General features: G+C 55.9%; 22 protein-coding genes and 1 riboswitch. Of the genes, 10 read left to right on the forward strand and 12 right to left on the reverse strand.

The window, feature by feature from the left end; translation table 11 throughout:
* The first annotated feature begins 48 nt into the window (after nucleotides 1-48).
* Nucleotides 49-2211, forward strand: coding sequence for a bifunctional diguanylate cyclase/phosphodiesterase (locus tag L462_RS17410; RefSeq protein ID WP_032678047.1), 2163 nt, complete (start codon nucleotides 49-51; stop codon nucleotides 2209-2211).
* Between the two features lies 1 nt (nucleotide 2212).
* On the opposite strand, the gene L462_RS17405 is transcribed toward L462_RS17410, so the two are convergent.
* The 3 genes from L462_RS17405 to L462_RS17400 all read right to left on the reverse strand — a co-directional run bounded on the left by L462_RS17405 (nucleotide 2213) and on the right by L462_RS17400 (nucleotide 5367).
* The gene (locus L462_RS17405; protein WP_020884292.1) at nucleotides 2213-3034 is read right to left on the reverse strand and encodes a trypsin-like serine peptidase; all 822 of its coding nucleotides are present in this window, start codon (nucleotides 3032-3034) and stop codon (nucleotides 2213-2215) included.
* Nucleotides 3035-3312: 278 nt separating this feature from the next.
* Nucleotides 3313-3702 (reverse strand): acid resistance repetitive basic protein Asr, encoded by a 390-nt coding sequence (gene asr, locus L462_RS0123395; RefSeq protein WP_032670412.1) that lies wholly within the window; start codon nucleotides 3700-3702, stop codon nucleotides 3313-3315.
* Between the two features lie 177 nt (nucleotides 3703-3879).
* Nucleotides 3880-5367, reverse strand: a complete 1488-nt coding sequence (locus L462_RS17400) for a carboxypeptidase M32 (RefSeq protein ID WP_032678048.1) — start codon at nucleotides 5365-5367, stop codon at nucleotides 3880-3882.
* Nucleotides 5368-5523: 156 nt separating this feature from the next.
* Between L462_RS17400 and L462_RS17395 the strand changes: the two genes are divergently transcribed.
* The gene (locus L462_RS17395) at nucleotides 5524-5886 is read left to right on the forward strand and encodes a cell envelope integrity TolA family protein (RefSeq protein ID WP_025204320.1); all 363 of its coding nucleotides are present in this window, start codon (nucleotides 5524-5526) and stop codon (nucleotides 5884-5886) included.
* A gap of 1 nt (nucleotide 5887) precedes the next feature.
* On the opposite strand, the gene L462_RS17390 is transcribed toward L462_RS17395, so the two are convergent.
* The gene (locus L462_RS17390) at nucleotides 5888-7141 is read right to left on the reverse strand and encodes an MFS transporter (protein WP_020884288.1); all 1254 of its coding nucleotides are present in this window, start codon (nucleotides 7139-7141) and stop codon (nucleotides 5888-5890) included.
* A 121-nt stretch (nucleotides 7142-7262) separates the two neighbouring features.
* Here L462_RS17390 and L462_RS17385 point away from each other — a divergent pair, with 121 nt between their 5' ends.
* The 3 genes from L462_RS17385 to bioD all read left to right on the forward strand — a co-directional run bounded on the left by L462_RS17385 (nucleotide 7263) and on the right by bioD (nucleotide 10336).
* Complete coding sequence (locus L462_RS17385; RefSeq protein WP_032678049.1) at nucleotides 7263-8195, forward strand: LysR family transcriptional regulator; 933 nt, start codon at nucleotides 7263-7265, stop codon at nucleotides 8193-8195.
* A 94-nt stretch (nucleotides 8196-8289) separates the two neighbouring features.
* The gene (gene mlc / locus L462_RS17380; protein WP_020884286.1) at nucleotides 8290-9510 is read left to right on the forward strand and encodes a sugar metabolism global transcriptional regulator Mlc; all 1221 of its coding nucleotides are present in this window, start codon (nucleotides 8290-8292) and stop codon (nucleotides 9508-9510) included.
* Nucleotides 9511-9640: 130 nt separating this feature from the next.
* Nucleotides 9641-10336: a dethiobiotin synthase gene (bioD, locus tag L462_RS17375; RefSeq protein WP_014169857.1), complete on the forward strand. Its 696-nt coding sequence runs from the start codon at nucleotides 9641-9643 to the stop codon at nucleotides 10334-10336.
* Here the strand turns inward: bioD and clcB are convergent.
* The 8 genes from clcB to L462_RS17335 form a co-directional block, all read right to left on the reverse strand.
* Nucleotides 10271-11581 carry a voltage-gated ClC-type chloride channel ClcB gene (clcB, locus tag L462_RS17370; RefSeq protein ID WP_032678050.1) on the reverse strand — a complete coding sequence of 437 codons (1311 nt, stop codon included), beginning with the start codon at nucleotides 11579-11581 and terminating at the stop codon, nucleotides 10271-10273. The genes bioD and clcB overlap by 66 nt on opposite strands.
* Nucleotides 11582-11749: 168 nt before the next feature.
* On the reverse strand, nucleotides 11750-12898 hold the full coding sequence (gene osmV, locus L462_RS17365) for an osmoprotectant ABC transporter ATP-binding protein OsmV (RefSeq protein ID WP_014169859.1): 1149 nt from the start codon (nucleotides 12896-12898) through the stop codon (nucleotides 11750-11752).
* On the reverse strand, nucleotides 12898-13545 hold the full coding sequence (gene osmW, locus L462_RS17360) for an osmoprotectant ABC transporter permease OsmW (RefSeq protein WP_014169860.1): 648 nt from the start codon (nucleotides 13543-13545) through the stop codon (nucleotides 12898-12900). Before osmW ends, osmV begins: the two co-directional genes overlap by 1 nt.
* A gap of 8 nt (nucleotides 13546-13553) precedes the next feature.
* Nucleotides 13554-14453: an osmoprotectant ABC transporter substrate-binding protein OsmX gene (gene osmX / locus L462_RS17355; protein ID WP_014169861.1), complete on the reverse strand. Its 900-nt coding sequence runs from the start codon at nucleotides 14451-14453 to the stop codon at nucleotides 13554-13556.
* 18 nt (nucleotides 14454-14471) lie between these two features.
* Nucleotides 14472-15182 carry an osmoprotectant ABC transporter permease OsmY gene (osmY, locus tag L462_RS17350; RefSeq protein WP_032678051.1) on the reverse strand — a complete coding sequence of 237 codons (711 nt, stop codon included), beginning with the start codon at nucleotides 15180-15182 and terminating at the stop codon, nucleotides 14472-14474.
* Between the two features lie 273 nt (nucleotides 15183-15455).
* Nucleotides 15456-16199: a YoaK family protein gene (locus L462_RS17345; RefSeq protein WP_032678052.1), complete on the reverse strand. Its 744-nt coding sequence runs from the start codon at nucleotides 16197-16199 to the stop codon at nucleotides 15456-15458.
* Nucleotides 16200-16355: 156 nt separating this feature from the next.
* Entirely contained in the window at nucleotides 16356-16979 is a 624-nt protein-coding gene (locus L462_RS17340; protein ID WP_032678053.1) for a glutathione S-transferase family protein, read from the reverse strand.
* Nucleotides 16980-17085: 106 nt separating this feature from the next.
* Entirely contained in the window at nucleotides 17086-17376 is a 291-nt protein-coding gene (locus tag L462_RS17335) for a DUF1330 domain-containing protein (protein ID WP_032678054.1), read from the reverse strand.
* Between the two features lie 71 nt (nucleotides 17377-17447).
* Here L462_RS17335 and L462_RS17330 point away from each other — a divergent pair, with 71 nt between their 5' ends.
* The 5 genes from L462_RS17330 (at nucleotide 17448) to L462_RS17310 (ending at nucleotide 21658) form a co-directional block, all read left to right on the forward strand.
* Nucleotides 17448-17900: a MarR family winged helix-turn-helix transcriptional regulator gene (locus L462_RS17330; protein WP_032678055.1), complete on the forward strand. Its 453-nt coding sequence runs from the start codon at nucleotides 17448-17450 to the stop codon at nucleotides 17898-17900.
* Nucleotides 17901-18116: 216 nt separating this feature from the next.
* Nucleotides 18117-18215, forward strand: a riboswitch (guanidine-I (ykkC/yxkD leader).
* 57 nt (nucleotides 18216-18272) lie between these two features.
* Entirely contained in the window at nucleotides 18273-19331 is a 1059-nt protein-coding gene (locus L462_RS17325) for a putative urea ABC transporter substrate-binding protein (protein WP_014169868.1), read from the forward strand.
* Between the two features lie 17 nt (nucleotides 19332-19348).
* Nucleotides 19349-20164: an ABC transporter permease gene (locus L462_RS17320; RefSeq protein WP_014169869.1), complete on the forward strand. Its 816-nt coding sequence runs from the start codon at nucleotides 19349-19351 to the stop codon at nucleotides 20162-20164.
* Entirely contained in the window at nucleotides 20161-20937 is a 777-nt protein-coding gene (locus L462_RS17315) for an ABC transporter ATP-binding protein (RefSeq protein ID WP_032678056.1), read from the forward strand. Before L462_RS17320 ends, L462_RS17315 begins: the two co-directional genes overlap by 4 nt.
* Before the next feature lie 13 nt (nucleotides 20938-20950).
* Nucleotides 20951-21658, forward strand: a complete 708-nt coding sequence (locus L462_RS17310) for an urea amidolyase associated protein UAAP1 (protein ID WP_032679675.1) — start codon at nucleotides 20951-20953, stop codon at nucleotides 21656-21658.
* Nucleotides 21659-21667 lie beyond the last annotated feature (9 nt).

The following is a 21667-nucleotide window of genomic DNA, read 5'->3' on the forward strand; positions in this document are numbered from 1 at the left end:
CTGCCTGTATTACTCTTAAAAAAAGCAAAACATTGAAGAGGATGGCTAATGTATCGCACATTAAGCTGGCGCAATATTCCCACCGCGAGAACATTGTTTGCCATGATCTTCATGGCGGGGATCGGCTTAATCATCTCCATTGTCGCGCTGCTCTATTTATCTCTGCACCTGATCAGCACCAAAACCAATGAAATTGACGAGCACCGCACCACGCTTTCCGTGCAGGGTGCGATACAAACGTCGGTTAACCGTGTCTCGACCCTGGTGATTGATAATGCCGTCTGGGACGATGCGGTACGCGAGGTCTACCGCCCAAAGCTCGATACCGAATGGTTATACAACACCTGGGGAGCGGGCTTTAAAGTCAATAACCTCTATGACGGCACTTTCGTGCTGGATGAGCATTTCAACGTTATCTGGGGATCGTTTCAAAGCCAGCCTTTTGCGGAGACGAATCTCGATTTTTTTGGCAAAGGCCTGCAAGCGCTTATTCAGCAGCACGGACGTGAATTACCCAGCCAGAAGAATATTTATGCCGGGATCACCCGAACGCGTCACGGCGTCGCGTTTGTCGGAATAGGGCTGATCCGACCGATGATCGGGCGATTGCAGGTTAACGACAATACACGCCGCTATCTGGTGATTACCCGCCATTTGAATAGCGGCATATTATCCGATCTGGGGCAGACCTTTCAGATTGATAACCTCAACTTTACCCCGGATAAAATCAACAGTCTGAGTATGCCGCTGCGCAGCTCTGCAGGGGAGTTACTGGGGTACCTCAACTGGCAGGCACGCCTTCCTGGCGCGCAGGCGGCCCGGGCCGCATCATCCGATATTACGCAGATAGTGGTGCTGGCATCGGTGCTGATCCTGCTGTTTATTATGGTGAGCTGTGTGGGCCTGTACAAACTGGCCCGCGGAGAAAGCCAGGCGCGTCTGGTCGCCAGAACGGACTGGCTAAGCCATCTGCCGAACCGCCGCGCACTCATTGAAGCGCTGGACCGCGTGAGTTTGCGTGGCGATATTGACGTCAAAAGCGTGGTGTTTATCGATCTGGATGGCTTCAAGGACGTCAACGATATTTACGGCCACAGCGTCGGTGACGATCTCATTGTGACCATTGCCAAAACGCTGAATGAATGCGTTCCACCGGGCGGGATGCTGGCGCGCATGGGAGGCGATGAGTTTGCCATGACCATCGGCGGTGAAGGGGCAGAAGCGCTGGCGACCACCTTTGCCGAATCCGTACTGGATTTTCTCAATACCCCTATTCGTCTGGGGGAGCGCACCATTCATATCGGCGCCAGCATCGGGATTGCCAGCGGAACCCTGATTGAATGCACCAGTTCCGAGCTGTTTCGCCGCGCCGATATCGCCATGTACCATTCCAAAATTAGCGGGAAAGGGCGTGTCACCCACTATGACGCGGCGCTGAATAACGCCCGGGAACGCAAGCTTGCGATTGAAAACCAGATCCGTAACGGACTGGAGCGAGACGAGTTTGAGGTCTGGTACCAGCCGATTATTGACGCCCGCAGTCAGAAAATGAGCAGTGTGGAAGCGCTGGTTCGCTGGCCGCGTCGTCCGGAAGGTGAACTCGGTCCGGATACCTTCATTTCCATTGCGGAAACGAGCGGGCTGATTTACAAACTGGGCCAGTTTGTTTTGCAGCGTGCCTGCCAGGATCTGGAGCCGTACAGCGAATTAAAGCTCTCCGTTAATATCTCCCCGGCGCAGTTTCGCGACCCTGAATTCGAAGAAAAAGTGGCCTGGGTTCTGGAAAGCACCCGTTTCCCGGCCAGGCGACTCCAGCTCGAAGTCACGGAGACCTATGTGCTGGAAAACCCCGAGCGTGCCCGCACGGCGATTGCCAACCTTAAAGCGCTGGGCACCGCGGTGGCGCTGGATGATTTTGGCACGGGCTATTCGAGTATTGGCTATTTGCGGCGTTTTAATTTCGACACCATTAAGATTGATAAATCACTGGCCGGGCTGGTGGACAACGATGAGCAAGCGGCGGCGCTGGTGAGCGGCACGGTGAGGATCGCCAATGCCCTGGGCATGGCGGTGGTCGCTGAAGGGGTGGAAAACGAAAAGCAGATGAAATTGTTACGGCTGGCTGGCTGCGATCAGCTGCAGGGATTCTGGTTCAGCCAGCCGATGCCGATTGAATCAATCAGGGCGTTACGTCAGGTCAGACAGTGCTGAGTTACTGCTGCGCCAGTGCTTCCAGCTTGTCACGAAAACCGGTCACGGCTAAGGCCCGGTTATCTGCTCGCCATCTGTCTTTTGCCGCTGGCGCAGAGCTTTGAACACCAATCAGCTGCCAGCCGTTATCCGTTTTTAACATCAGCGGCGAGCCGCTGTCACCGGGTAACGTATCGCACTGATGTGAGAGCACGCTGTTTTGCGCCCATCCTGTGACAATACAGTCCGTGTGGGTGTAAAGCGCGTCCAGATGATCGACAGGGTAGCCTGATTGCGTCACCTTACGGTCGGCGGCTTTCAGTGCGGCAGTGAGCGCGGCTTTGTCTCCGTCAAATAACGGAAGCGGGGTAATGCCAGAGGGCGGGTAGCGCAAAATGATCAGGCCAAAATCCCAGGATGCCGCTGACGGAGGCACTATCCAGCCGTCACCGTCAGGCTTCAGACGTTTGCCGAGAGAAGCATCAACCCGTCCCTCAATACCGTGAATTTCATAACGCCACATCCCTTTTTGCGACACAAATCGCAGGGCAACGGCTTTGTCTGGCTTGCCGTCTGGCGGTGTCAGCAGGCAGTGGCCTGCCGTCAGGGCAAGTTGCGGGGTAATCAGCGTAGCGGTACATAAATTACCGCTGGCGGTTTCCAGTTGCCCGATAGCGTCCCAGGGTGCCTGGGTAGGATCGGCGACGCGCGTACGATCGTCATGACCGAAAAACAGCGTTTTAAGCTCTTTCGCGCTAATGGTTTCATCACCGCCATCATCCGCATGTGAGAATCCAGAAAAAAGACCAAACGTTCCCAGTAACAACACAACAGATTTACGCATATCACACTCTGGTGGGGGCAATTATGATTATTAAAAGTGAACCCTATGAAAATACTATAGACGGGACAGCGCTAAAGTGGGAGTAAAATCAGCGTGCTACGATCAGGAAAGATAAAAATGGCTTGCGATGAGCGCGCATAAAATAAGCAGGATAAGAATCAGCTCAAACCGATAGCGCCGCAGCATACGCCCTCCGGATAAAAAAAACGGCGCTGGACCTTTCCGGTTCAGCGCCGGTTTACCAACGTGCCCCGAAAGGCACGGTTAAGCTTGTACTCTTACGCAGCTGGCTGTGCAGCTGGTTTAGCAGCTTCGTGTTTTACTGCTTTTTTATGATGCTTTTTAGCCGCCTGGGCTTTCTGTTCTACAGCAGGTTTGGTCGCTTTTTTGTGGTGCTTTTTAGCAGCCTGCGCTTTCTGCTCTACAGCCGGTTTAGCGGCATCTTGTTTAACGGCTTTTTTGTGGTGTTTTTTAGCAGCCTGCGCTTTTTGCTCTGCAGCAGGTTTAGCGGCTTTATGGTGTTTCTTGTGGTGTACGGTTTTTGCCGGAGCAGCAGTCGTCGTTGCAGCTGGCGCAGCAGCAGCCGGTGCAGCAGTGGTTTCAGCAGCAAACGCAGCAGAAGACAGACCCATAGCAGCGGCAACAACCAGAGCTAATACTTTTTTCATGTTCATACCCTCGAATTTGGTTTTTCATTTAACCCCACTGCGGGGCCGTTGAAAGAACTATATCCCTGTAAATTCGGGGTTTCCGTGAGTGATTGGTATCGGCGTGTAACGGAATGTACAAAGGGCGGTAAAGGGTGCGCAAAGGGAAAACGGCCGGAGCGTACTCCGGCCGCTGGATTACAGATAACGGGACGTCAAATGCTCGCGGAAGTAACGGATATTCAGTTCTTCACCCGTCGCCAGGGTAATCAGTTGCGAAGTGGTGAAGCGGCTACCGTGCTGCCAGATGTTCTGACGCAGCCAGTCAAACAGGGCGGAGAAATCGCCCTCAGCGATGGAGGACTGCAGACCCGGCAGCGCCGTTTTGGCCGCATGAAACAATTGCGCGGCGTACATCGCGCCGAGCGTGTAGGACGGGAAGTAGCCAAAACCGCCGTCGGTCCAGTGAATGTCCTGCATACAGCCGTTGCGGTAGTTATCTTTGGTTGATAACCCGAGCCAGGCCTGCATTTTCTCATCCCACAGCGCCGGAATGTCATCCACCTCGATATCGCCATTGATCAGCGCACGTTCAATTTCATAGCGCAGCACCACATGTGCCGGGTAGCTGACTTCGTCGGCATCGACGCGGATATAGCCCGGCTTCACGCGCTGGTTCCAGGCAATAAAGTTCTCTTCACTGAACGCCGCCTGACTGCCAAAACGGGCGTGAACCGCAGGGAGGAGATGTTTAAGGAAAGCGTCGCTGCGCCCCAGCTGCATCTCAAAGAACAGGCTCTGGGATTCGTGGATCGCCGTTGAACGGGCCAGCGCGACAGGTTGACCGGCCCACGTTCGCGGCAGGTTTTGCTCGTAGCGCGCGTGTCCGGTTTCGTGGATCACGCCAAACAGCGCGCTGAGCAGCTCGTCCTCATCATAACGCGTGGTGATGCGCACATCTTCCGGCACGCCACCGCAGAACGGGTGTGCACTGACGTCCAGGCGACCGCCGTTAAAGTCAAAGCCGAGCATCTTCATGGCTTCAAGCCCGAGTTCACGCTGCGTTGCCGTCGGGAAGGGGCCCTGCGGCGGAACGAACGACTGCTGAGCCTGTTTTTCCACAACGTTTGCCAGCAGGTCCGGCAGCCAGGATTTCATATCCGCGAACAGTACGTCCAGACGCGCGCTGGTCATGTCCGGCTCGAAAATATCCAGCAGCGCGTCGTAAGGGCTGCAGCCTTTGGCTTCAGCACGCAGGCGAGCCTCCTCACGGCTCAGTTTGACGACCTCTTTCAGGTTGGCGGCAAACCCCTGCCAGTCATTGGCCGGGCGCTGAGTACGCCAGGCGTGCTCACATTTGCTGCCTGCCAGCGATTTGGCTTCCACCAGCGCTTCCGGCAACAGCGACGCCTGCTGGTAATGACGCGTCATTTCACGCAGGTTGGCTTGTTCAATATCATTCAGGTCCTCACTGGCCGCGGCGGTGAGCCATTCCCCCACCTTTTTATCGGTCAGGATTTGGTGTTGCAGAACGCTCATTTCGGCCAGCGCTTCACCGCGCGCGGCACTGCCGCCCGGCGGCATCATGGTAAACATATCCCAGCTGGCGATGGCGGAGAGGTGGGAGAAACGGGAGAGGCGCTGGAAGGTGCGGGTGAGTTGTTGGTAGTGGCTGTTTTCGCTCATTTCGTTTTCTCTTTGCAAGGCGATGTTTCAGGCATGAAGAGTGAGTAGTATCAAAATTCCCGCCTGAATCCAAGCCATTACCCCTTAGAGTTTGGTGCTATTTCGTTCAGTAACGCTGTGTTATAACCCTAAAAAAAAACGACTGCCGGATGGAAAATGAACAAGGTTGTGAGTGTAGGGATTGCAGTGTTGCTGACGGGGTGCCAGACACATCATCATGACGTGATCCCGTTCAACACCGAAGAAGACTCTGCGCACGCATGGGCGTTTGCGTATGTGGAAACAGTGAAACAAAGGATGACGACCACAGAGCAGTATGAAGGGAAGCTCTGCTCGTTAAAGATTCACCAGCCCAAAGGCGCGGCCTATGTGACCCACATTCAGGTGGTAAAAGGCAGCGATCCGGAACTGTGTAAGGCCGCCATTGCGGCCTTACAGTCTGCCAGTGACGATCATGTGCTCCCAGTGGTACCTGATGAGCGTATCGGGGAAAACTACACGCTCGATTTCAAACCCTGAATCAGTGTAGCCGCTGGTGTAAACGGGTCCCTACCAACAGCGCCCCGCAGAGCATCAGCGCAATAAAACCGCCCACGCCGTTCCAGCCATAGTTATGCCAGAACACCCCACCCAGCGTCCCCGCAAAGCTGGAACCGAGGTAATAGCTGAACAGATACAAAGACGACGCCTGGCCTTTGGCCCGGCGAGCGCGTGGCCCAATCCAGCTGCTGGCCACCGAGTGAGCGGCGAAGAAACCGGCAGAGAAAAGCAGCATCCCGGCGAAGATAAGCCACAGGGAGGCGAAAAGGGTCATCAACAGGCCGAGCAGCATGACGGCCGTAGAGACCAGCATAACCGGACCGCGTCCAAAGCGGGCCGTCATCGCTCCGGCTTTAGGTGAACTCCACGTACCGGTGAGATACGCTACAGAGAGCAGACCCACCACCGCCTGGCTCAGGTGCCACGGAGAGAGCATCAGGCGATAGCCGATATAGTTAAACAACGTAACGAATGAGCCCATCAGCAGAAAGCCGGTCAGGAACAGCAGCGGCAACCCTTTGTCACGCCAGTGCAGACGGAAGTTGATGAACAGCGTTTTCGGGCGCAGGGAGGTGGAACGAAAATGACGTGATTCCGGAAGGATTCTCCAGAACATCAGCGCAGACGCAAGGGCAAAGCAGCCGATCACCGCCAGCGCAATACGCCAGTTAAAGAAGTCCGTAAACACCCCGCTCAGCAGACGTCCACTCATTCCGCCAATCGAGTTCCCGCTGATGTACAGCCCCATAGAGAAGGCGACAAAGCTCGGGTGGATCTCTTCGCTGAGATAGGTCATCCCGACCGCCGCCACACCGCTCAGGGATAACCCAATCAGCGCGCGCATCACCAGGATACCGTGCCAGCTGGTCATCATCGTGGAGAGTAACGTACAAATCGAAGCCAGCATCAGGGCGGTAACCATCACCTGTTTACGGCCAATGGCGTCGGAAAGTGGCCCGGTGAAAAGCAGACCAATCGCCAGCATGCCGGTAGAGATGGAGAGCGAAATACTGCTGCTGGCAGGCGATACGCCAAATTCATGGGAAAGAACGGGCAGGATCGGCTGAACGCAATAGAGCAGGGCGAAGGTTGCCAGACCCGCTGAGAAAAGCGCCAGCGTGACGCGCATGAACTGGGGGGTACCACGTTTAATGAACTGAACCGGCTGCGATGCTGCGGGTAAATCATCAATATCTCTGGCCGGATCGATATCAATGGTAGATGTACGACTCACACAATGTCCTTGCTTAAACATCCCCGTGGTTTCGGGTGACGGGTATGACCACACGATCAGAGTAGGAAAATGTAAATATTCTGTCTAATATATTAATAATCTCAAATGATACTTTAAAAATATGAATATCGAACTGCGTCATCTGCGCTACTTTGTCGCCGTCGCTGAAGAGCTTCATTTTGGCCGCGCGGCGGCAAGACTGAATATCTCACAACCCCCGCTAAGCCAGCAGATCCAGATCCTTGAGCAACAGGTCGGGGCGCGCCTTCTGGCACGGACCAACCGCAGCGTGAGCCTGACGGCGGCCGGGAAGCAATTTCTGGCCGACAGCCGACAAATTCTCAGTATGGTGGATGAGGCGGCAGCCCGGGCAGAGCGGCTTTATCTCGGGGAAACCGGAGAGTTGCGGATTGGGTTTACCTCGTCTGCACCGTTTATCAGCGCTGTTTCGCAGACCCTGTCGTCGTTTCGCCGGCATTTTCCGGATGTGCATATTCAGACGCGCGAAATTAATACCCGCGAGCAAATCGCTCCGCTGAATGAAGGTTCTCTTGATTTAGGTCTGATGCGTAACACCCAACTCCCGGATACGCTGGCGTGGCAGGTTATTCTGCGCGAACCGTTGATGGCAATGATTCCGCACGATCATCCGCTCGCCTCGCGTTCGGCGGTCACGCTGGCAGAGCTGGCAAAAGAGCCGTTTGTTTTTTTCGACCCGCAGGTAGGTACCGGTCTGTACGACGATATTCTGGGCCTGTTACGACGCTACGATCTTGCCCCGATCATTACGCAGGAAGTTGGGGAAGCGATGACCATTATTGGGCTGGTCGCGGCGGGGCTGGGCGTCTCTATTCTTCCGGCCTCGTTTAAACGGGTACAATTGCGTGAAATGCGCTGGGTTGCTATCGCCGAAGACGATGCTGTTTCGGAAATGTGGCTGGTATGGTCGAAACATCATGAGCAGAGCCACGCAGCGCAGCGGTTTAAAGCACAACTGTTAAGCGCCTCTGCAGGACGATATTTAGAGGGAAAAGTGGGTAAAAATGTGCAGTAAATCACATGGCTAAGTAAATATTTGACGACGGCCATTGAAGTGCTTCACCATAGCCCACAGTTTATTTCGATGCTCGAAAATAAGGGAGTACGAGGTGGTTGCTGATAGTCAGCCAGGGCACATTGATCAGATTAAGCAGACCAACGCTGGCGCGGTTTATCGCCTGATTGATCAGCTTGGCCCGGTTTCGCGTATCGATCTTTCGCGCCTGGCACAACTGGCACCTGCCAGTATTACCAAGATTGTTCGTGAAATGCTGGAAGCCCACCTGGTCCAGGAGACGGAAATTCAGGAGCCGGGCAGCCGCGGCCGTCCGGCGGTCGGCCTGGTGGTGGAGACTGAGGCGTGGCACTACCTGTCACTGCGCATTAGCCGGGGAGAGATCTTCCTTGCCCTGCGCGATCTAAGCAGCAAGCTGGTGGTAGAAGACCGGCTGGAGCTGCCGCTCAAGGCTGAACAATCGCTCCTCGATGCCATTGTCACCCATATCGATCACTTCTTTATTCGCCATCAGCAACGCCTTGAACGCTTAACGGCCATTGCGATCACCATGCCGGGTATTATTGATACCGAAAATGGAATCGTGCACCGCATGCCGTTCTACGACGATGTTAAAGAGATGCCGCTGGGCGAGGTGCTGAAAAATCACACCGGCGTGCCGGTCTATATTCAGCATGACATCAGCGCCTGGACGATGGCGGAGGCGCTGTTTGGCGCATCCCGCGGCGCAAGGGACGTGATTCAGGTGGTGATTGACCATAACGTCGGGGCGGGCGTCATCACCGACGGACGCCTTCTGCATGCCGGAAGCAGTAGCCTGGTCGAAATCGGTCACACGCAGGTCGATCCCTACGGCAAGCGCTGTTACTGCGGCAACCATGGCTGTCTGGAAACCATCGCCAGCGTGGAAAGCGTGCTGGAGCTGGCGCAGGTCAGGCTCAGCCAGTCCATGAGCTCTTCGCTGCACGGACAACCTTTGACCGTCGATTCACTCTGCGCCGCAGCGCGTCAGGGGGATCTGCTGGCAAAGGATATTATTACCGGAGTGGGGAATAACGTTGGCCGCATTCTGGCCATTATGGTGAATCTCTTCAACCCGCAAAAAATCCTGATTGGCTCACCGCTGAGTCAGGCGGCGGAAATCCTCTTCCCGGCTATCTCGGCCTGTATTCATCAACAGGCGCTCCCGGCCTACAGCAAAAATATTGCCGTGGAAAGCACCCAGTTTTCCAATCAGGGCACCATGGCTGGTGCAGCCCTGGTCAAGGACGCCATGTATAACGGCTCGCTGCTGATCCGCCTGTTACAGGGTTAACTCTTTTCCGCAGATGTACGAAAAATTGCGCTATCTCAAGCTGGGTAGCGCACGCATCCCGTAGACTTCCCCCACTGAATTATTTCTCTGGTTTATATTTTCGAAGCATACCCAAGAGGTGGAATGAGTCATGCTTAAGCGTTTCTTTGTTACGGGTACAGATACCTCTGTCGGCAAGACCGTTGTATCCCGCGCGTTGCTACAGGCTCTGGCAGCAAGCGGTAAACGCGTTGCAGGGTACAAACCGGTCGCAAAAGGCAGTAAAGAGACGCCCGAAGGATTGCGGAATAAAGACGCCCTGGTGTTACAAAGCGTCTCGTCACTGGAACTGCCATATCACGCGATCAATCCCATTGCCTTAAGCGAAGATGAAAGCAGCGTGGCGCACAGCGGTCTGATTAATTACACCCTGTTGTCCGACGGTCTGGCGAACCTGAGCGAGATGGCCGACCATGTCGTGGTGGAAGGTACCGGCGGATGGCGCAGCCTGATGAACGATCTGCGCCCGCTTTCTGAGTGGGTGGTGCAGGAGCAACTGCCGGTGATCATGGTGGTCGGTATTCAGGAAGGGTGCATCAACCATGCGCTTCTGACGGCGCAGGCGATTGCCAATGACGGATTGCCGTTGATTGGCTGGGTCGCAAACCGTATCAACCCGGGCCTGGCGCACTACGCGGAAATCATCGACGTGCTGAGCAAAAAACTGCCGGGACCGTTGGTGGGCGAGCTGCCTTATTTGCCGCGTGCCGAACAGCGTGAATTAGCGCAGTACATCGATCTCTCTTCCCTCGGTCGCATGTTGTCCGTAGATCGAGTCGTGGCGTAACGTCCGCGACAAGACGGACGCGATCACGCAGGCAATCAGCAAACCGGGCAGCAAAAAAAACTGCCCGGTCATTTCACAGACCATCAACGCAGACATAATGGGCGCATGGGTCGTCGCGGCGAGTAACGTCGCCATGCCTGCCAGCCCCAGCAAAATCACCGTTTCAGATCCCGGAAACCACAGCCCGAAGAGTTGTGCAAACAGCATTCCTGTGGCCATGCCGACAAACAACGTCGGTGTGAAAACCCCGCCCGGCGCGCCAGAACCACTGCTTGCCAGTACCGCCAGTAATTTACAGATAAATACACCTGCTATCACGGACAGCAGCGGTGGGGCGAGCAGAAAAGCCTGAACCACGCTGTAGCCATTCCCCCATACGTCAGGCGTCAGGAGCGACAGCAGCCCGACGATCGCTCCGCCGAGCGCCAGTTGCCAGGGCGGCGAGAGCCTGAGACGCAGAAATAACGAATGGCTGAACGCCATAAGCCACATCAGCAGCGGTCCGCACAGTCCCGCCAGCAGGCCTGTCACGACAAGCAGGCCATAATCTGTCGCACTGAGTAGGCCACTCAGATGGACGTCATAGAGCGTACCGGCACCGGGCGCTAAGAGTCGCGTGGTAAGCAGGGCTACCACCGCCGCAATCACCACCGGCCCGAGCGAGGCCAGCATCAGCGTGCCAAACAGAATTTCGGCAATAAACAGGCTGCCGGCCAGGGGCGCGTGATAGGCGCTGGCCATCCCGGCCGCGGCTCCGCAGGCAATCCATAATTTCCATTCGGATTTCGGCGTAAAGCGTTGGGCGAAAAAGGAGGCGGCCAGCGCCGCAAGCAGGATCATGGCACCTTCGCGGCCGATGGCGCTCCCGCTGGAGACAACCAGCAGTGACGCAAGGGATTTTACGAGGCTCGAGCCATAATCAAACTGGCCGTCGCCCGTCTCCAGTGCTTCCATATAATCTGTCGGCGCATGAGGACGTTGCGCCGTAAGCCGCTGCCATCCCCACAACAGTAACCCCGCCGCCAGCCCTCCCAGCGCGGGCGTCAACGCGCGACGCCACGGAGATAACGCCGCCGCGGCATTCACCAGACTGCCGCTGTTGTTACTGAGAAACAGCCACTCCAGCAGATACATGCTGTGGCGGAACACCGCGACGGCCAGCGCGGCCAGTATGCCGGTAAGGGTGGCAATCAGAAGTCTGCGAAACATCGCGCGGATGTCGGGATAAGCGTGAAGACGTTGCATGGGCCGCAATTAAACGTGGGAGATACAATATTGTGAGGGGAAATCGCGGGGTTAGCAAAAGGTATGCGTGCGATGAACCGTGTCGGCCTGAGCAAATGCGCTGTGGGGGAGCGTGTCGCCGGGCAGGTCAGCGCCATACGTCTGGCCCGCCCGGCGGAGTGTTTTCGCTTAACTCTCGCTGTGAATATTCAGCGCCCGGCGCGTACGGCCGGAGCTGAGATACTCGGCAATATAATCCTGCGAGATCTCACCGTTATAGCGGCCCTCTTCGTCGACAATCGGCATCCAGCTGGTGTTGCTCTCATACAACCGTGAAAGCACCACGCGCAGGTTATCCTCCGCTTTGCCGGTCATACGGAACGGATGCAGGATATCGGCACAGGTGCCGCTGGCATTACGCGCTTCCCGACGCTTCACAAAGCCCAGCGGTTTACCCCGATCGTCCACGACGGTAATGGCGCGAATATCGTTGTCATCCATGATCGCAAAGGCGTCAGAAAGCAGGGTAGAGCCCCGCACGGTGAGGGTCGGTTGCTGGTCGGTGACATCGCCTGCCGATACCAGCAGCAAACGCTTGAGCGTACGATCCTGGCCAACAAACGAGCCGACGAACTCATTCGCCGGTTTTGCCAGCAGTTCGTCCGGGCTGGCGCACTGGACAATACGCCCCTGGCGGAAGACGGCGATACGATCCCCAAGCTTCAGGGCCTCGTCGATGTCATGGCTGACCAGCATCACGGTCTTTTTCAGTTTGCGCTGCATCTCCAGGAACTGGTTCTGGATCACCTCGCGGTTTATCGGGTCCACCGCACCGAACGGTTCATCCATCAGCAGTACCGGAGGATCCGCCGCCAGGGCGCGGATCACGCCGATACGCTGCTGCTGACCGCCGGACATTTCACGCGGATAGCGGTTGAGAAATTTATGCGGGTCCATGGCCACCATATCCATCAGCTCTTCAGCGCGGGTTTTACATCGGGCTTTATCCCAGCCCAGCATGCGCGGCACCACGGTGATGTTCTCCTCAATGGTCATGTTCGGGAACAGACCAATCTGCTGAATAACGTAGCCAATATTGCGGCGCAGGGTCACGGTATCCATCCCGCTGGTGTCTTCACCGTTAATCAGGATCGTGCCGCTGCTTGGCGCGATCAGACGGTTAATCATCTTCAGGGTGGTGGTTTTCCCACAGCCTGACGGGCCGAGGAGGACGCACATTTCCCCTTCAGGCACGTTGAGGTTGACGTTGTCGACGGCCTTAACGCTCTGGCCGTGTTTCTGTGAAAATTGTTTGGTGAGGTTTTCCAGTTTTATCATTATCGTATCCCCTTTGGAGTCAGGACGACCTGCAGACGATGCAGCAGCCAGTCGAGCACAATCGCTAAAAGACAGATCATCAGCGCACCCGCAATTAACATTCGAATATCGCTACCGCCGATGCCGTTAAGCAGCAGCAGGCCAAGGCCGCCAGCGCCAATCACTGCGGCAATGGCCATCACGCCGATGTTCATCACGACGGCGGTGCGGATACCGCCAAAAATCACCGGCAGTGCCATCGGGATTTCAACCCAGCGCAAACGCTGCCAGAAGGTCATCCCGATACCACGTCCGGCTTCACGCAGGCCCGGCGGCAGGCTGTCCAGCGCGGTATGGGTGTTACGCACAATTGGTAGCAACGAGTAGAGAAACACCGCCGTGATAGCGGGCAGGGCACCAATGCCCTGACCGATCAGCGAAAAGAGCGGGATCATCAGGCCAAACAGCGCAATGGACGGTATCGTCAGCACGATGGTGGCAATCCCCAGCACCGGCGTCGCCAGCCATTTGTGGCGGACAATCAAAATCCCCAGAGGGACGCCGATGAGTATGGCTAGCCCAACCGCCAGCGCCACCAGCCACAGGTGTTGCAGCGTCAGGGTTAACAGATAGTCCCAGTTATCCAGAATGTAGTGAATCGTCTCCATAGCGCCTCCTACAGCAACTGTTTGCTACGCAGGAAATCACGGGCGACCTGCTGCGGTGACTGATGGTCGATATCCACCTTCTTATTCAGTTCGGTGATAACGTCGTTATTGAGCTGGGCGGAGAGAGTATTCAGCGCCTCTTTCAGACCCGGATTGGCGTCAAGGGTGTCTTTACGCACCACGGGAGTGACCGCATAGCTCGGGAAGAAGCCTTTATCATCTTCCAGCACCTTCAGGTCGAAGCCTTTTACCCGCCCGTCGGTGGTATAGATAAGCCCGGCATCGACGAAACCGTCCCGCACTGCGTTATAGACCAGGCCGGGGTCCATCTGGCGGATCTGCGGGCGATCCAGTTCCATGTTGTATGCCGCCTGCAGCGGTTTCATCCCGTCGCTGCGTCCGGCAAATTCGAGGTCCAGACCGAGCAGCCAGTTTTTATCCGGATCGGTTTTACGGATCTGCTCAATCTTTGCGACCATTTCAGACATGGTATTGATGTGTTCCGCTTCGGCGCGTTTACGCTGCATGGCGAAGGCGTAGGTATTGTTCATATCGGCGGGGTTGAGCCATACCAGACCGTGCTTCGCGTCCAGGCGTTTCACCGTCTCGTAAGACTCCTGTGGTGACATGCGCTTGTTGATGTGGTTAAAAATGATTAACGACGTGCCGGTGTACTCCCAGGTCATATCAATTTGTTTGTTGATCATCGCGTTGCGGGAAATGACCGTGGCAATATTGGTCTGTGGCTGGACCTGAAACCCCTTTTTTTGCAGATACTGGACGGTCATGGCCGAGAGAATGTGCTGCTCGGTAAAGCTCTTGGTCGCCAGGATCAGCGGGGCCGCTATCGCCTGGCTGGTGAACAGTGCCGCGGCACACAGCGCCGTCAGGCTGGATATCAGTCTCATAAAAGCTCCTTGTTATTGTTATCGAGCGAGATGTGGACTCATCACGCGACCCAGCGCAGCCAGCAGGGTGTCGAGGATCAGAGCAAACAGGGCGGTGGCCGCCGCGCCGAGGATCAGCGTCGGGAAGTCGTTGAGGTAGATACCGGGAAAAATCAGTTCGCCGTAGCTGCTGGCACCAATCAGGAAGGCCAGCGGGGCGGTACCCACGTTGATGGCGGTGGCAATGCGGATCCCGGAGAGCATTACCGGCCAGGCGTTGGGAAGTTCGACCTGGCGCAGACGCTGCCATTTCGTCATCCCAATGCCATTAGCCGCTTCCAGTAACGACGCCGGAACCGAGCACAGTCCGGCATAGGTGTTTCGCACTATCGGCAGCAGCGAGGCGAGGAACAGGGCGATAATCGCAGGCGTATCACCGATACCAATCACCACCATTGCCAGCGCCAGAACGGCCAGCGGCGGCAGGGTATTACCAACGTTAAAGATCTGCATCACGTATTCAGCGATACCGCGTGCTGACGGGCGGCTCAACAAAATGCCGCTGGGAATGCCCATCAGCAGGGCAAAGAACATGGAGGAGAATACCAGGATTAAATGCTGTTGCCCGAGGTAAATCAGGTCAACCTGACGCGCCTTAATTGTATCCAGCCCAATTCCCCAGGTGAGGAGGGCAACGACCACAATAATGGCGCCGACAAAAAGCAGCGAACGTGTGAGTAATGGGTGCATTGCGATGTGTCTCCCTGTGCGCATGCGTTATAGCAACCACGGGTTGCCTGTTGTTATGCCATGTTTCGGCAGGGGTAGATGACCTATAGCAAGCGTTTGGGATGGGTTCCAGCGAAGGGGGAAAATCAGTAACCCTATGAAATTAGTGACAACCTTAGGTTAAGCCTTATGGAGCAAGGGCTGGCTGTGGGGCAGACAGAATTGTCCTAAAGCGTAATTTAAAATGTGACAGTGTCACATGGCGTGAGCGTCTCCTCACGCCTGCGACCCTCATTATCGGCTGAAGGCGGCGCGCACCCGGCGAACGCGCACTGAGGTGCTGATGATGGAAAAGGCGGCGACAACGACGAGCATCACCCCAAGCGCCAGCATGGCGTTAAACCCAATCCACCTGAACAGGATCAGCCCGGCGATACCGCCGGTAATAAACGAGAAAATGGTGGTTAAGTGGGTTTTGAGCTGACTTTTTTGCGCTGCCGTATCTTTGGAATAATCCCGGCGGAGCATCGCCACCAGGACCGAGGCCAGGGATATTCCCGCGTCCGTCAGCGTGCCGGTAATATGGGTTGATCTTACCCGGCCGCCGGAAAGCTGGGTCGACGTTGAATTATGAATCCCCATCAGACCACAAAGAAAGATAATAATTTCACGGTTAGTCGTGAGGGCATGGAAATACATCTCGTAACAGGAAACGCCGGTCAGTAATAATCCCTCGACCAACAGTATCTGGCAAAAAACCAGCCTGATATTATGGATAACCCCCCATAACACGATGATACGGGCCATGATTGCGCCGGCAACAAAAGACAGAATAATGGCGCCAAAGAACAAAATATCATTCAGATCGGTAGAGGAAACTTCGCTGGATAATTGGGAGGTATTGCCGGTCATATGGGAGGGAAAAAAGCCAAATGCCCCGAGGGCGATGGCGTTGAGCAAGCCTGCTGAGGTCGCCAGCCAGAGTGCGAGCAGGCGATCCTCCTGATGCGTTCGTTCTTTTTTGAGTTTAATCAGCAAGAATACCTCCGGGTTGAGCTTTGCCTGACTATTCAGGCTAGCAAAGCGGTGCAAGGGGCTGTCCAGGATATTGCTTAATTATTATTCCTGATAACGGCATTCAGGGTTTTGTAATTAAATAAAATATCCTTGCTGAATGTGTGTGGGCTGAAAAACTTACACCATACCGTTATTCCCGTGACGTAAAAATGCCGGTCGCAGATTAAGCCGTTCGAACCAGGCGTTAATTGCCGGCACATCAGGCTTATCAAATGGCGTCATTTTCCAGCGGTTCACCGAAAGACCAAGTACCACGTCTGCAAGGGTAAACACCTCGCCCGCCGTATAGGCTGCAGTGCGTTGCAACTGCTCCTCCAGAATAGCGATGCAGTGGTTCCACGCTTTAATTCCGGCGGCAATACGCTCCGGGTCGTTATAGTCCGGGTTATTGCGTCCCAGTGCCGGAAAGACATACCGCCAGGCATTGTTGAATTCGCTTGCCTGCCAGTCCATCCAGCGTTCGACGTTGGCGCAGGCCTGCGGTTCCGTTGGCAGGAGATCCTCACGGCCGGCTTTACGGGCCAGATAACGGCAGATTGCGTTAGATTCCCAGAGGACGAACTCGTCATCGAGCAGCACGGGAACCATGGCGTTGGGATTCAGGGCGCGGAAGGCAGCGGTTTGCGTGGAGGCAAAACCGCTGCCGTAGTCTTCCTGGTGATACTCGATACCCGCTTCTTCGCAGGTCCAGAGCACTTTACGTACGTTGATCGAGGTTGTCTTGCCCAGGATGCTTAACATGATGCCGGTGTCCTTTTAGAGATGCAGTGTTTAAAAACTCTACACCGGTTCTGGCGAACGGGTGGAGAAATCTGGAAACGATACCGCAGGCAAGGAAACGAAACGCTTAGTCAGTGGTGACAACGAACATTTTTGCCTGCTGTGCCAGCTGGCGTTCAGCTTTGATCGGGGCATATTTTTCCGAATGGTAAAACGCCAGCGCCTGCTGCAGTGAAGGGAACTCAAAAATGCCAGCAAAGGGTAGCGGTTCTTCATCGCCTTCAAGGAGTTCGACAACAGGACCAAAATGCAGAATTTTGCCGCCGGCCTCTTCAAGTGCCAGTCTGAAGCGAGGGGCAAGATTGGCCTGCCGTGCAGGGTCGATAACACGTAAATTGATATGGATAAATGCGGGCATCATGATACCTTGAATAGCGTTAATAGTGTATATACACTATTTTATCTCACCGTATCTGTCGAGCGTAAAGTATGAACACTGTTGATCTGGCGTTACTAAAAACCATCCCCGAGACCTGTCCGGCGTATCAGGCACGTGCAACAGCACGGGCTATTACGCGTTATTACAACGCCTGCTTCAGACCTTATGAATTGACGGCAGAACAGTTCAGCCTGCTGGTGGGGATCGGCGGTGGCGTAAATGAAACGGTGGCAGGGCTTGCATCAAAGGCCGGGGTGGATGCAACCACACTGAGCCGAAACATACGGATTATGGAGTCCCGTGGGGTTATTGAATCAACGGGGGGGCGCGGACGCCGTGGAAAACAACTTAGCCTGACCGCGCAGGGGTGGGCGCTTCTGACATCCGTGATCCCCGTATGGCAGTCCGCAAGAGAGAAATTGTCACGTAAAATGGGAAGCGAGCAGCTCAGCCTGACGACGACGATGATGAAAGACCTGGCAAAAACCAGCACATCATGTTGAGCCTTTCCTGCTGTCGCAGACACGTTCTGTGGGCAACGCCGTCAGCACCACGCGTCATCCCAAAGAGCACCAGCACGGTGCACTCAACTCGCCGTGTCTCACCAAAACGGTGAAACAGCCTGCACAGGCAGACTTAACAGTTTAATAATTAACATAAAAAATTCTGGCATATCCCTTGCAACGCTTAACACTGAAGGGCAGCACACCACAATTTGAAAAATAGCTGGCTAGGGTTCCGGTTCACTGCGGTGAATGACTGGTCCAAGAGCTGGCGACCTCTGAGAGGTTACACGGCGGGACAAAAGCCCGGGAGACAGCAGCACCTGAAGGTGTCGCGCTGCCCCCTAATTTTGTGCCACTCAGAGGTCAAGCATGAAGAAAACGCCATTATTCCGCACCCTGGTACTCTCCCTGGCGATGCTGGTCAGTCTCCCCACCTTTGCTGCGGTGAAGAAAGAGTTCAACGTCTGCTGGACCATCTACGCCGGCTGGATGCCCTGGGGCACCCTCAGCACTAGCAAAATCATCGATAAATGGGCCGATAAATACGGCATCAAAATCAACGTTGTTCAGCTCAACGACTATATCGAATCCATCAACCAGTACACTGCGGGCCAGTTTGACGGCTGCACCATGACCAATATGGATGCGCTGACCATACCGGCCGCGGGCGGCGTTGATACCACGGCGCTGATCCTTGGCAGCTATTCAGAAGGCAACGACGGCGTGGTGATGAAGGGCGAGGGCAAAACGCTCAACGACCTGAAAGGGATGAAAGTCTACCTGCCTGAGCTCTCTGTTTCCCACTATCTGCTGGTGCGCGGCCTGGAAAAAGCCGGCCTGGCCGAAAAAGACGTCACCGTGGTAAACACGTCTGACGCGGATATCGTCTCCGCCTTTGGCACGGCAAATGTGCAGGCGGCGGTAGCCTGGAACCCGCAGCTGTCGGTCATCAAAGGCACGCCAAAAACAACAGAAGTGTTCAGCTCCTCTCAGGTACCGGGTGAGCTTATCGACATGATGGTGGTCAACAGCGAAACCCTGAAAGACAACCCGGCGCTTGGCAAAGCATTAACCGGCGCATGGTACGAGATGATGGGGCTGATGAAAGCGCAGGATGCCACCGTGCTCAACGCAATGGCCGCCGCCTCCGGTACCGATCTGGCCGGTTATCAGGCGCAGCTGAAAACAACCCACCTGTTCTATACCCCGCAGGACAATATTGCCTTTTTAACGTCGCCGGAGCTGGCGAAAACCATGCAGCGCGTAGCCACGTTTTCGTTCGATAAAGGGCTGCTGGGCGATGGGGCGCAAAGCGCGGATTTCATCGGCATGCGCTTCCCGGGCAATGTCACCCAGGGCGATGCCAGCAACGTGAAGCTGCGCTTTGACGACAGCTTCGTGAAAATGGCCGCTGCCGGCACGCTGTGATAACGGACGGAACATCCATGCGACAAATTAATCGCCATCCCACGCCCGGCATGCGGCTGATGCTCGTGATGCTGCCTTTCGTCCTGCTGCTGGCCGCATACTTTTTCGGTTCCGCGGTCAGGCTGGAGGCTAACCCGCAGGACAAGCTGCTGCCTGGCCTGCAGCAGATGCTGGACGCGCTATCACGCATGGCGTTTACCCCGGATAAACGCAGCGGTGACTATCTGTTCTGGGTGGATACGCTGGTGAGCCTTGCCCGTCTTCTGACGGGGCTGGTCATCGCCTCGATCATCGGCCTCTGTGTTGGCGTCACCGCCGGTGTTTTCCCGCTGTGGCGCGCGTCGCTCTCGCCGCTGATGACGGTGCTGTCGATGATCCCGCCGCTGGCGATCCTGCCGGTGCTATTTATCGTTTTCGGGCTGGATGAATTGTCGAAAGTGATGCTGATTGTCATCGGCATCACGCCGATGCTGGCGCGCGATCTGGAGCATCGCGCGTGCGAAATCCCACCGGAGATTCTGATCAAAGCCCAGACGCTGGGTGCCAACAGCTGGACGCTGGTGTTGCGCGTGGTACTTCCGCAGCTGTTATCGCGGCTGCTGACCTCGCTGCGTCTGCTGCTGGGGTCGGCATGGTTGTTTCTCATTTCGGCAGAGGCCATCTCCTCAACCGCCGGGCTGGGCTATCGCATTTTCCTCGTGCGCCGCTATATGGCGATGGATGTGATCATTCCGTACGTCCTGTGGATCACGCTGCTGGCCTGGCTGATGGATCTGGCCCTGCGCCAGTTACATAAAACCTGGTTTCCCTGGGCGGAAGGAGGGAAGGCATGAGCTTTATCACCATCAACAATATCTGGCAGGAGTACGGCGACCACGTGGTGCTGGAGCGCCTCAATCTGCTGGTGAAAGAGGGCGAGTTCTGCTCAATGGTGGGGGCCTCTGGCTGCGGAAAATCCACGTTTTTGCGCCTGCTGCTCGGTCAGGAAGCGCCAAGCCGAGGGTCCATTACGCTCGACGGTAAACCGCTGCGCGCCGAGCCGGACAGCAGCCGAGGCGTGGTGTTTCAGCGCTACTCCGTTTTCCCGCATCTCAGCGTGCTGGATAACGTCACCATAGGGCTCGAACTGCCGCAAGCGCCGCTGTTCGGGCGCCTGTTTGGCGCAAAGAAACGGGCGGCGCGTGAGCGGGCTACCGGGATGCTGGAAAAAGTTGGTCTCGGGCATGCGATGCACAAATACCCGGCCCAGCTTTCCGGCGGTATGCAGCAACGTTTAGCCATTGCGCAGGCCTTCATCATGCAGCCGCGCGTGTTGCTGCTGGATGAGCCGTTTGGCGCCCTGGATCCGGGTATCCGTAAAGATATGCACGCCTTGTTGCTTCAGCTGTGGGGGGAGACCCGCATGACTGTCTTTATGGTCACCCACGATCTTTCGGAAGGCTTTAACCTCGGCACCCGCTTACTGGTGTTCGACAAAGTGCGCCTCGACCCGCAGGCGCCCAACGCCTTTGGCGCCCGTATTACCTACGACATTCCGCTCAACGAGACGCGGCTCTCCGCGCTGAGTGGAACGGCTCCCGATAACGTTTATGCATTAAGGGGTTAACACCGTGAATACCATGACCATGTTACGCGAAGAGATCCTGCCCGGCGGCGGTCACCTCTCGTTTGTGCTTAAGCGCGGGCAGATCCTGCGTATGACCGACATTGAAGGTGGAGCAAACGTCAGCCTGCTGATGCTGAATCCGCACGAGAAAAGTGAACGTCTGAACCTGCCCGACACCCTGAAAGGCCAGCACACCGCGCGTCTTACCGCCGGACACTGCTTTTACTCCGACATGGGACGCGTGCTGGCAGGCATCACCGCAGATACCTGCGGCTGGCATGACCCGTTTGGCGGCGTACTGAACGCCGCCGAGGTGACTGAAAAGTATGGCCAGGGACGCTATCAGGAACTGCGCAACGGGTTTTACCGAAACGGAACGGACAACCTGCTGGTGGAGATGGGGAAGTGGGATCTCAATCTCGAAGATCTGCTGATGGTGGTCAACTTCTTCAGCAAAGTCACCGTCGATGACCGCGGTCAGTTCACCTTCCACGGCGGCTATTCGCAGTCGGGCAGTTACGTGGAGCTGTACGCGCCCATGGACACGCTTGTGGTGATGACCGCGCTGCAGCATCCGATGGATCCGTCCCGGGAATATGCCCCACGACCGGTCGCGCTGAGCTGGCGACAGGCTGAGGATGAAGAGGGGGCCGTTAACGCGCTTCTGACGCGCCCGGAAAACGAACGCGCCATGACCAATACCCGGCTTTTCGCCCTGTAAGGAGCAGTA

This window comes from Enterobacter sp. BIDMC 26, assembly GCF_000534435.1.
GTDB classification, from domain to species: domain Bacteria; phylum Pseudomonadota; class Gammaproteobacteria; order Enterobacterales; family Enterobacteriaceae; genus Enterobacter; species Enterobacter ludwigii.

What these genes read in the sequence shown, in the direction of transcription:
- osmW (WP_014169860.1), bottom strand. Translation starts at nt 13,545, where the DNA reads ATGGAGACGATTCACTACATTCTGGATAACTGGGACTATCTGTTAACC.
- L462_RS17340 (WP_032678053.1), bottom strand. Translation starts at nt 16,979, where the DNA reads ATGTTAAGCATCCTGGGCAAGACAACCTCGATCAACGTACGTAAAGTG.
- clcB (WP_032678050.1), bottom strand. Translation starts at nt 11,581, where the DNA reads ATGCAACGTCTTCACGCTTATCCCGACATCCGCGCGATGTTTCGCAGA.
- L462_RS17395 (WP_025204320.1), top strand. Translation starts at nt 5,524, where the DNA reads ATGAACAAGGTTGTGAGTGTAGGGATTGCAGTGTTGCTGACGGGGTGC.
- L462_RS17335 (WP_032678054.1), bottom strand. Translation starts at nt 17,376, where the DNA reads ATGCCCGCATTTATCCATATCAATTTACGTGTTATCGACCCTGCACGG.
- L462_RS17315 (WP_032678056.1), top strand. Translation starts at nt 20,161, where the DNA reads ATGAGCTTTATCACCATCAACAATATCTGGCAGGAGTACGGCGACCAC.
- L462_RS17410 (WP_032678047.1), top strand. Translation starts at nt 49, where the DNA reads ATGTATCGCACATTAAGCTGGCGCAATATTCCCACCGCGAGAACATTG.
- L462_RS17405 (WP_020884292.1), bottom strand. Translation starts at nt 3,034, where the DNA reads ATGCGTAAATCTGTTGTGTTGTTACTGGGAACGTTTGGTCTTTTTTCT.
- L462_RS17310 (WP_032679675.1), top strand. Translation starts at nt 20,951, where the DNA reads ATGACCATGTTACGCGAAGAGATCCTGCCCGGCGGCGGTCACCTCTCG.
- L462_RS17320 (WP_014169869.1), top strand. Translation starts at nt 19,349, where the DNA reads ATGCGACAAATTAATCGCCATCCCACGCCCGGCATGCGGCTGATGCTC.
- osmY (WP_032678051.1), bottom strand. Translation starts at nt 15,182, where the DNA reads ATGCACCCATTACTCACACGTTCGCTGCTTTTTGTCGGCGCCATTATT.
- L462_RS17400 (WP_032678048.1), bottom strand. Translation starts at nt 5,367, where the DNA reads ATGAGCGAAAACAGCCACTACCAACAACTCACCCGCACCTTCCAGCGC.
- L462_RS17385 (WP_032678049.1), top strand. Translation starts at nt 7,263, where the DNA reads ATGAATATCGAACTGCGTCATCTGCGCTACTTTGTCGCCGTCGCTGAA.
- osmX (WP_014169861.1), bottom strand. Translation starts at nt 14,453, where the DNA reads ATGAGACTGATATCCAGCCTGACGGCGCTGTGTGCCGCGGCACTGTTC.
- bioD (WP_014169857.1), top strand. Translation starts at nt 9,641, where the DNA reads ATGCTTAAGCGTTTCTTTGTTACGGGTACAGATACCTCTGTCGGCAAG.
- osmV (WP_014169859.1), bottom strand. Translation starts at nt 12,898, where the DNA reads ATGATAAAACTGGAAAACCTCACCAAACAATTTTCACAGAAACACGGC.
- L462_RS17330 (WP_032678055.1), top strand. Translation starts at nt 17,448, where the DNA reads ATGAACACTGTTGATCTGGCGTTACTAAAAACCATCCCCGAGACCTGT.
- L462_RS17325 (WP_014169868.1), top strand. Translation starts at nt 18,273, where the DNA reads ATGAAGAAAACGCCATTATTCCGCACCCTGGTACTCTCCCTGGCGATG.
- asr (WP_032670412.1), bottom strand. Translation starts at nt 3,702, where the DNA reads ATGAAAAAAGTATTAGCTCTGGTTGTTGCCGCTGCTATGGGTCTGTCT.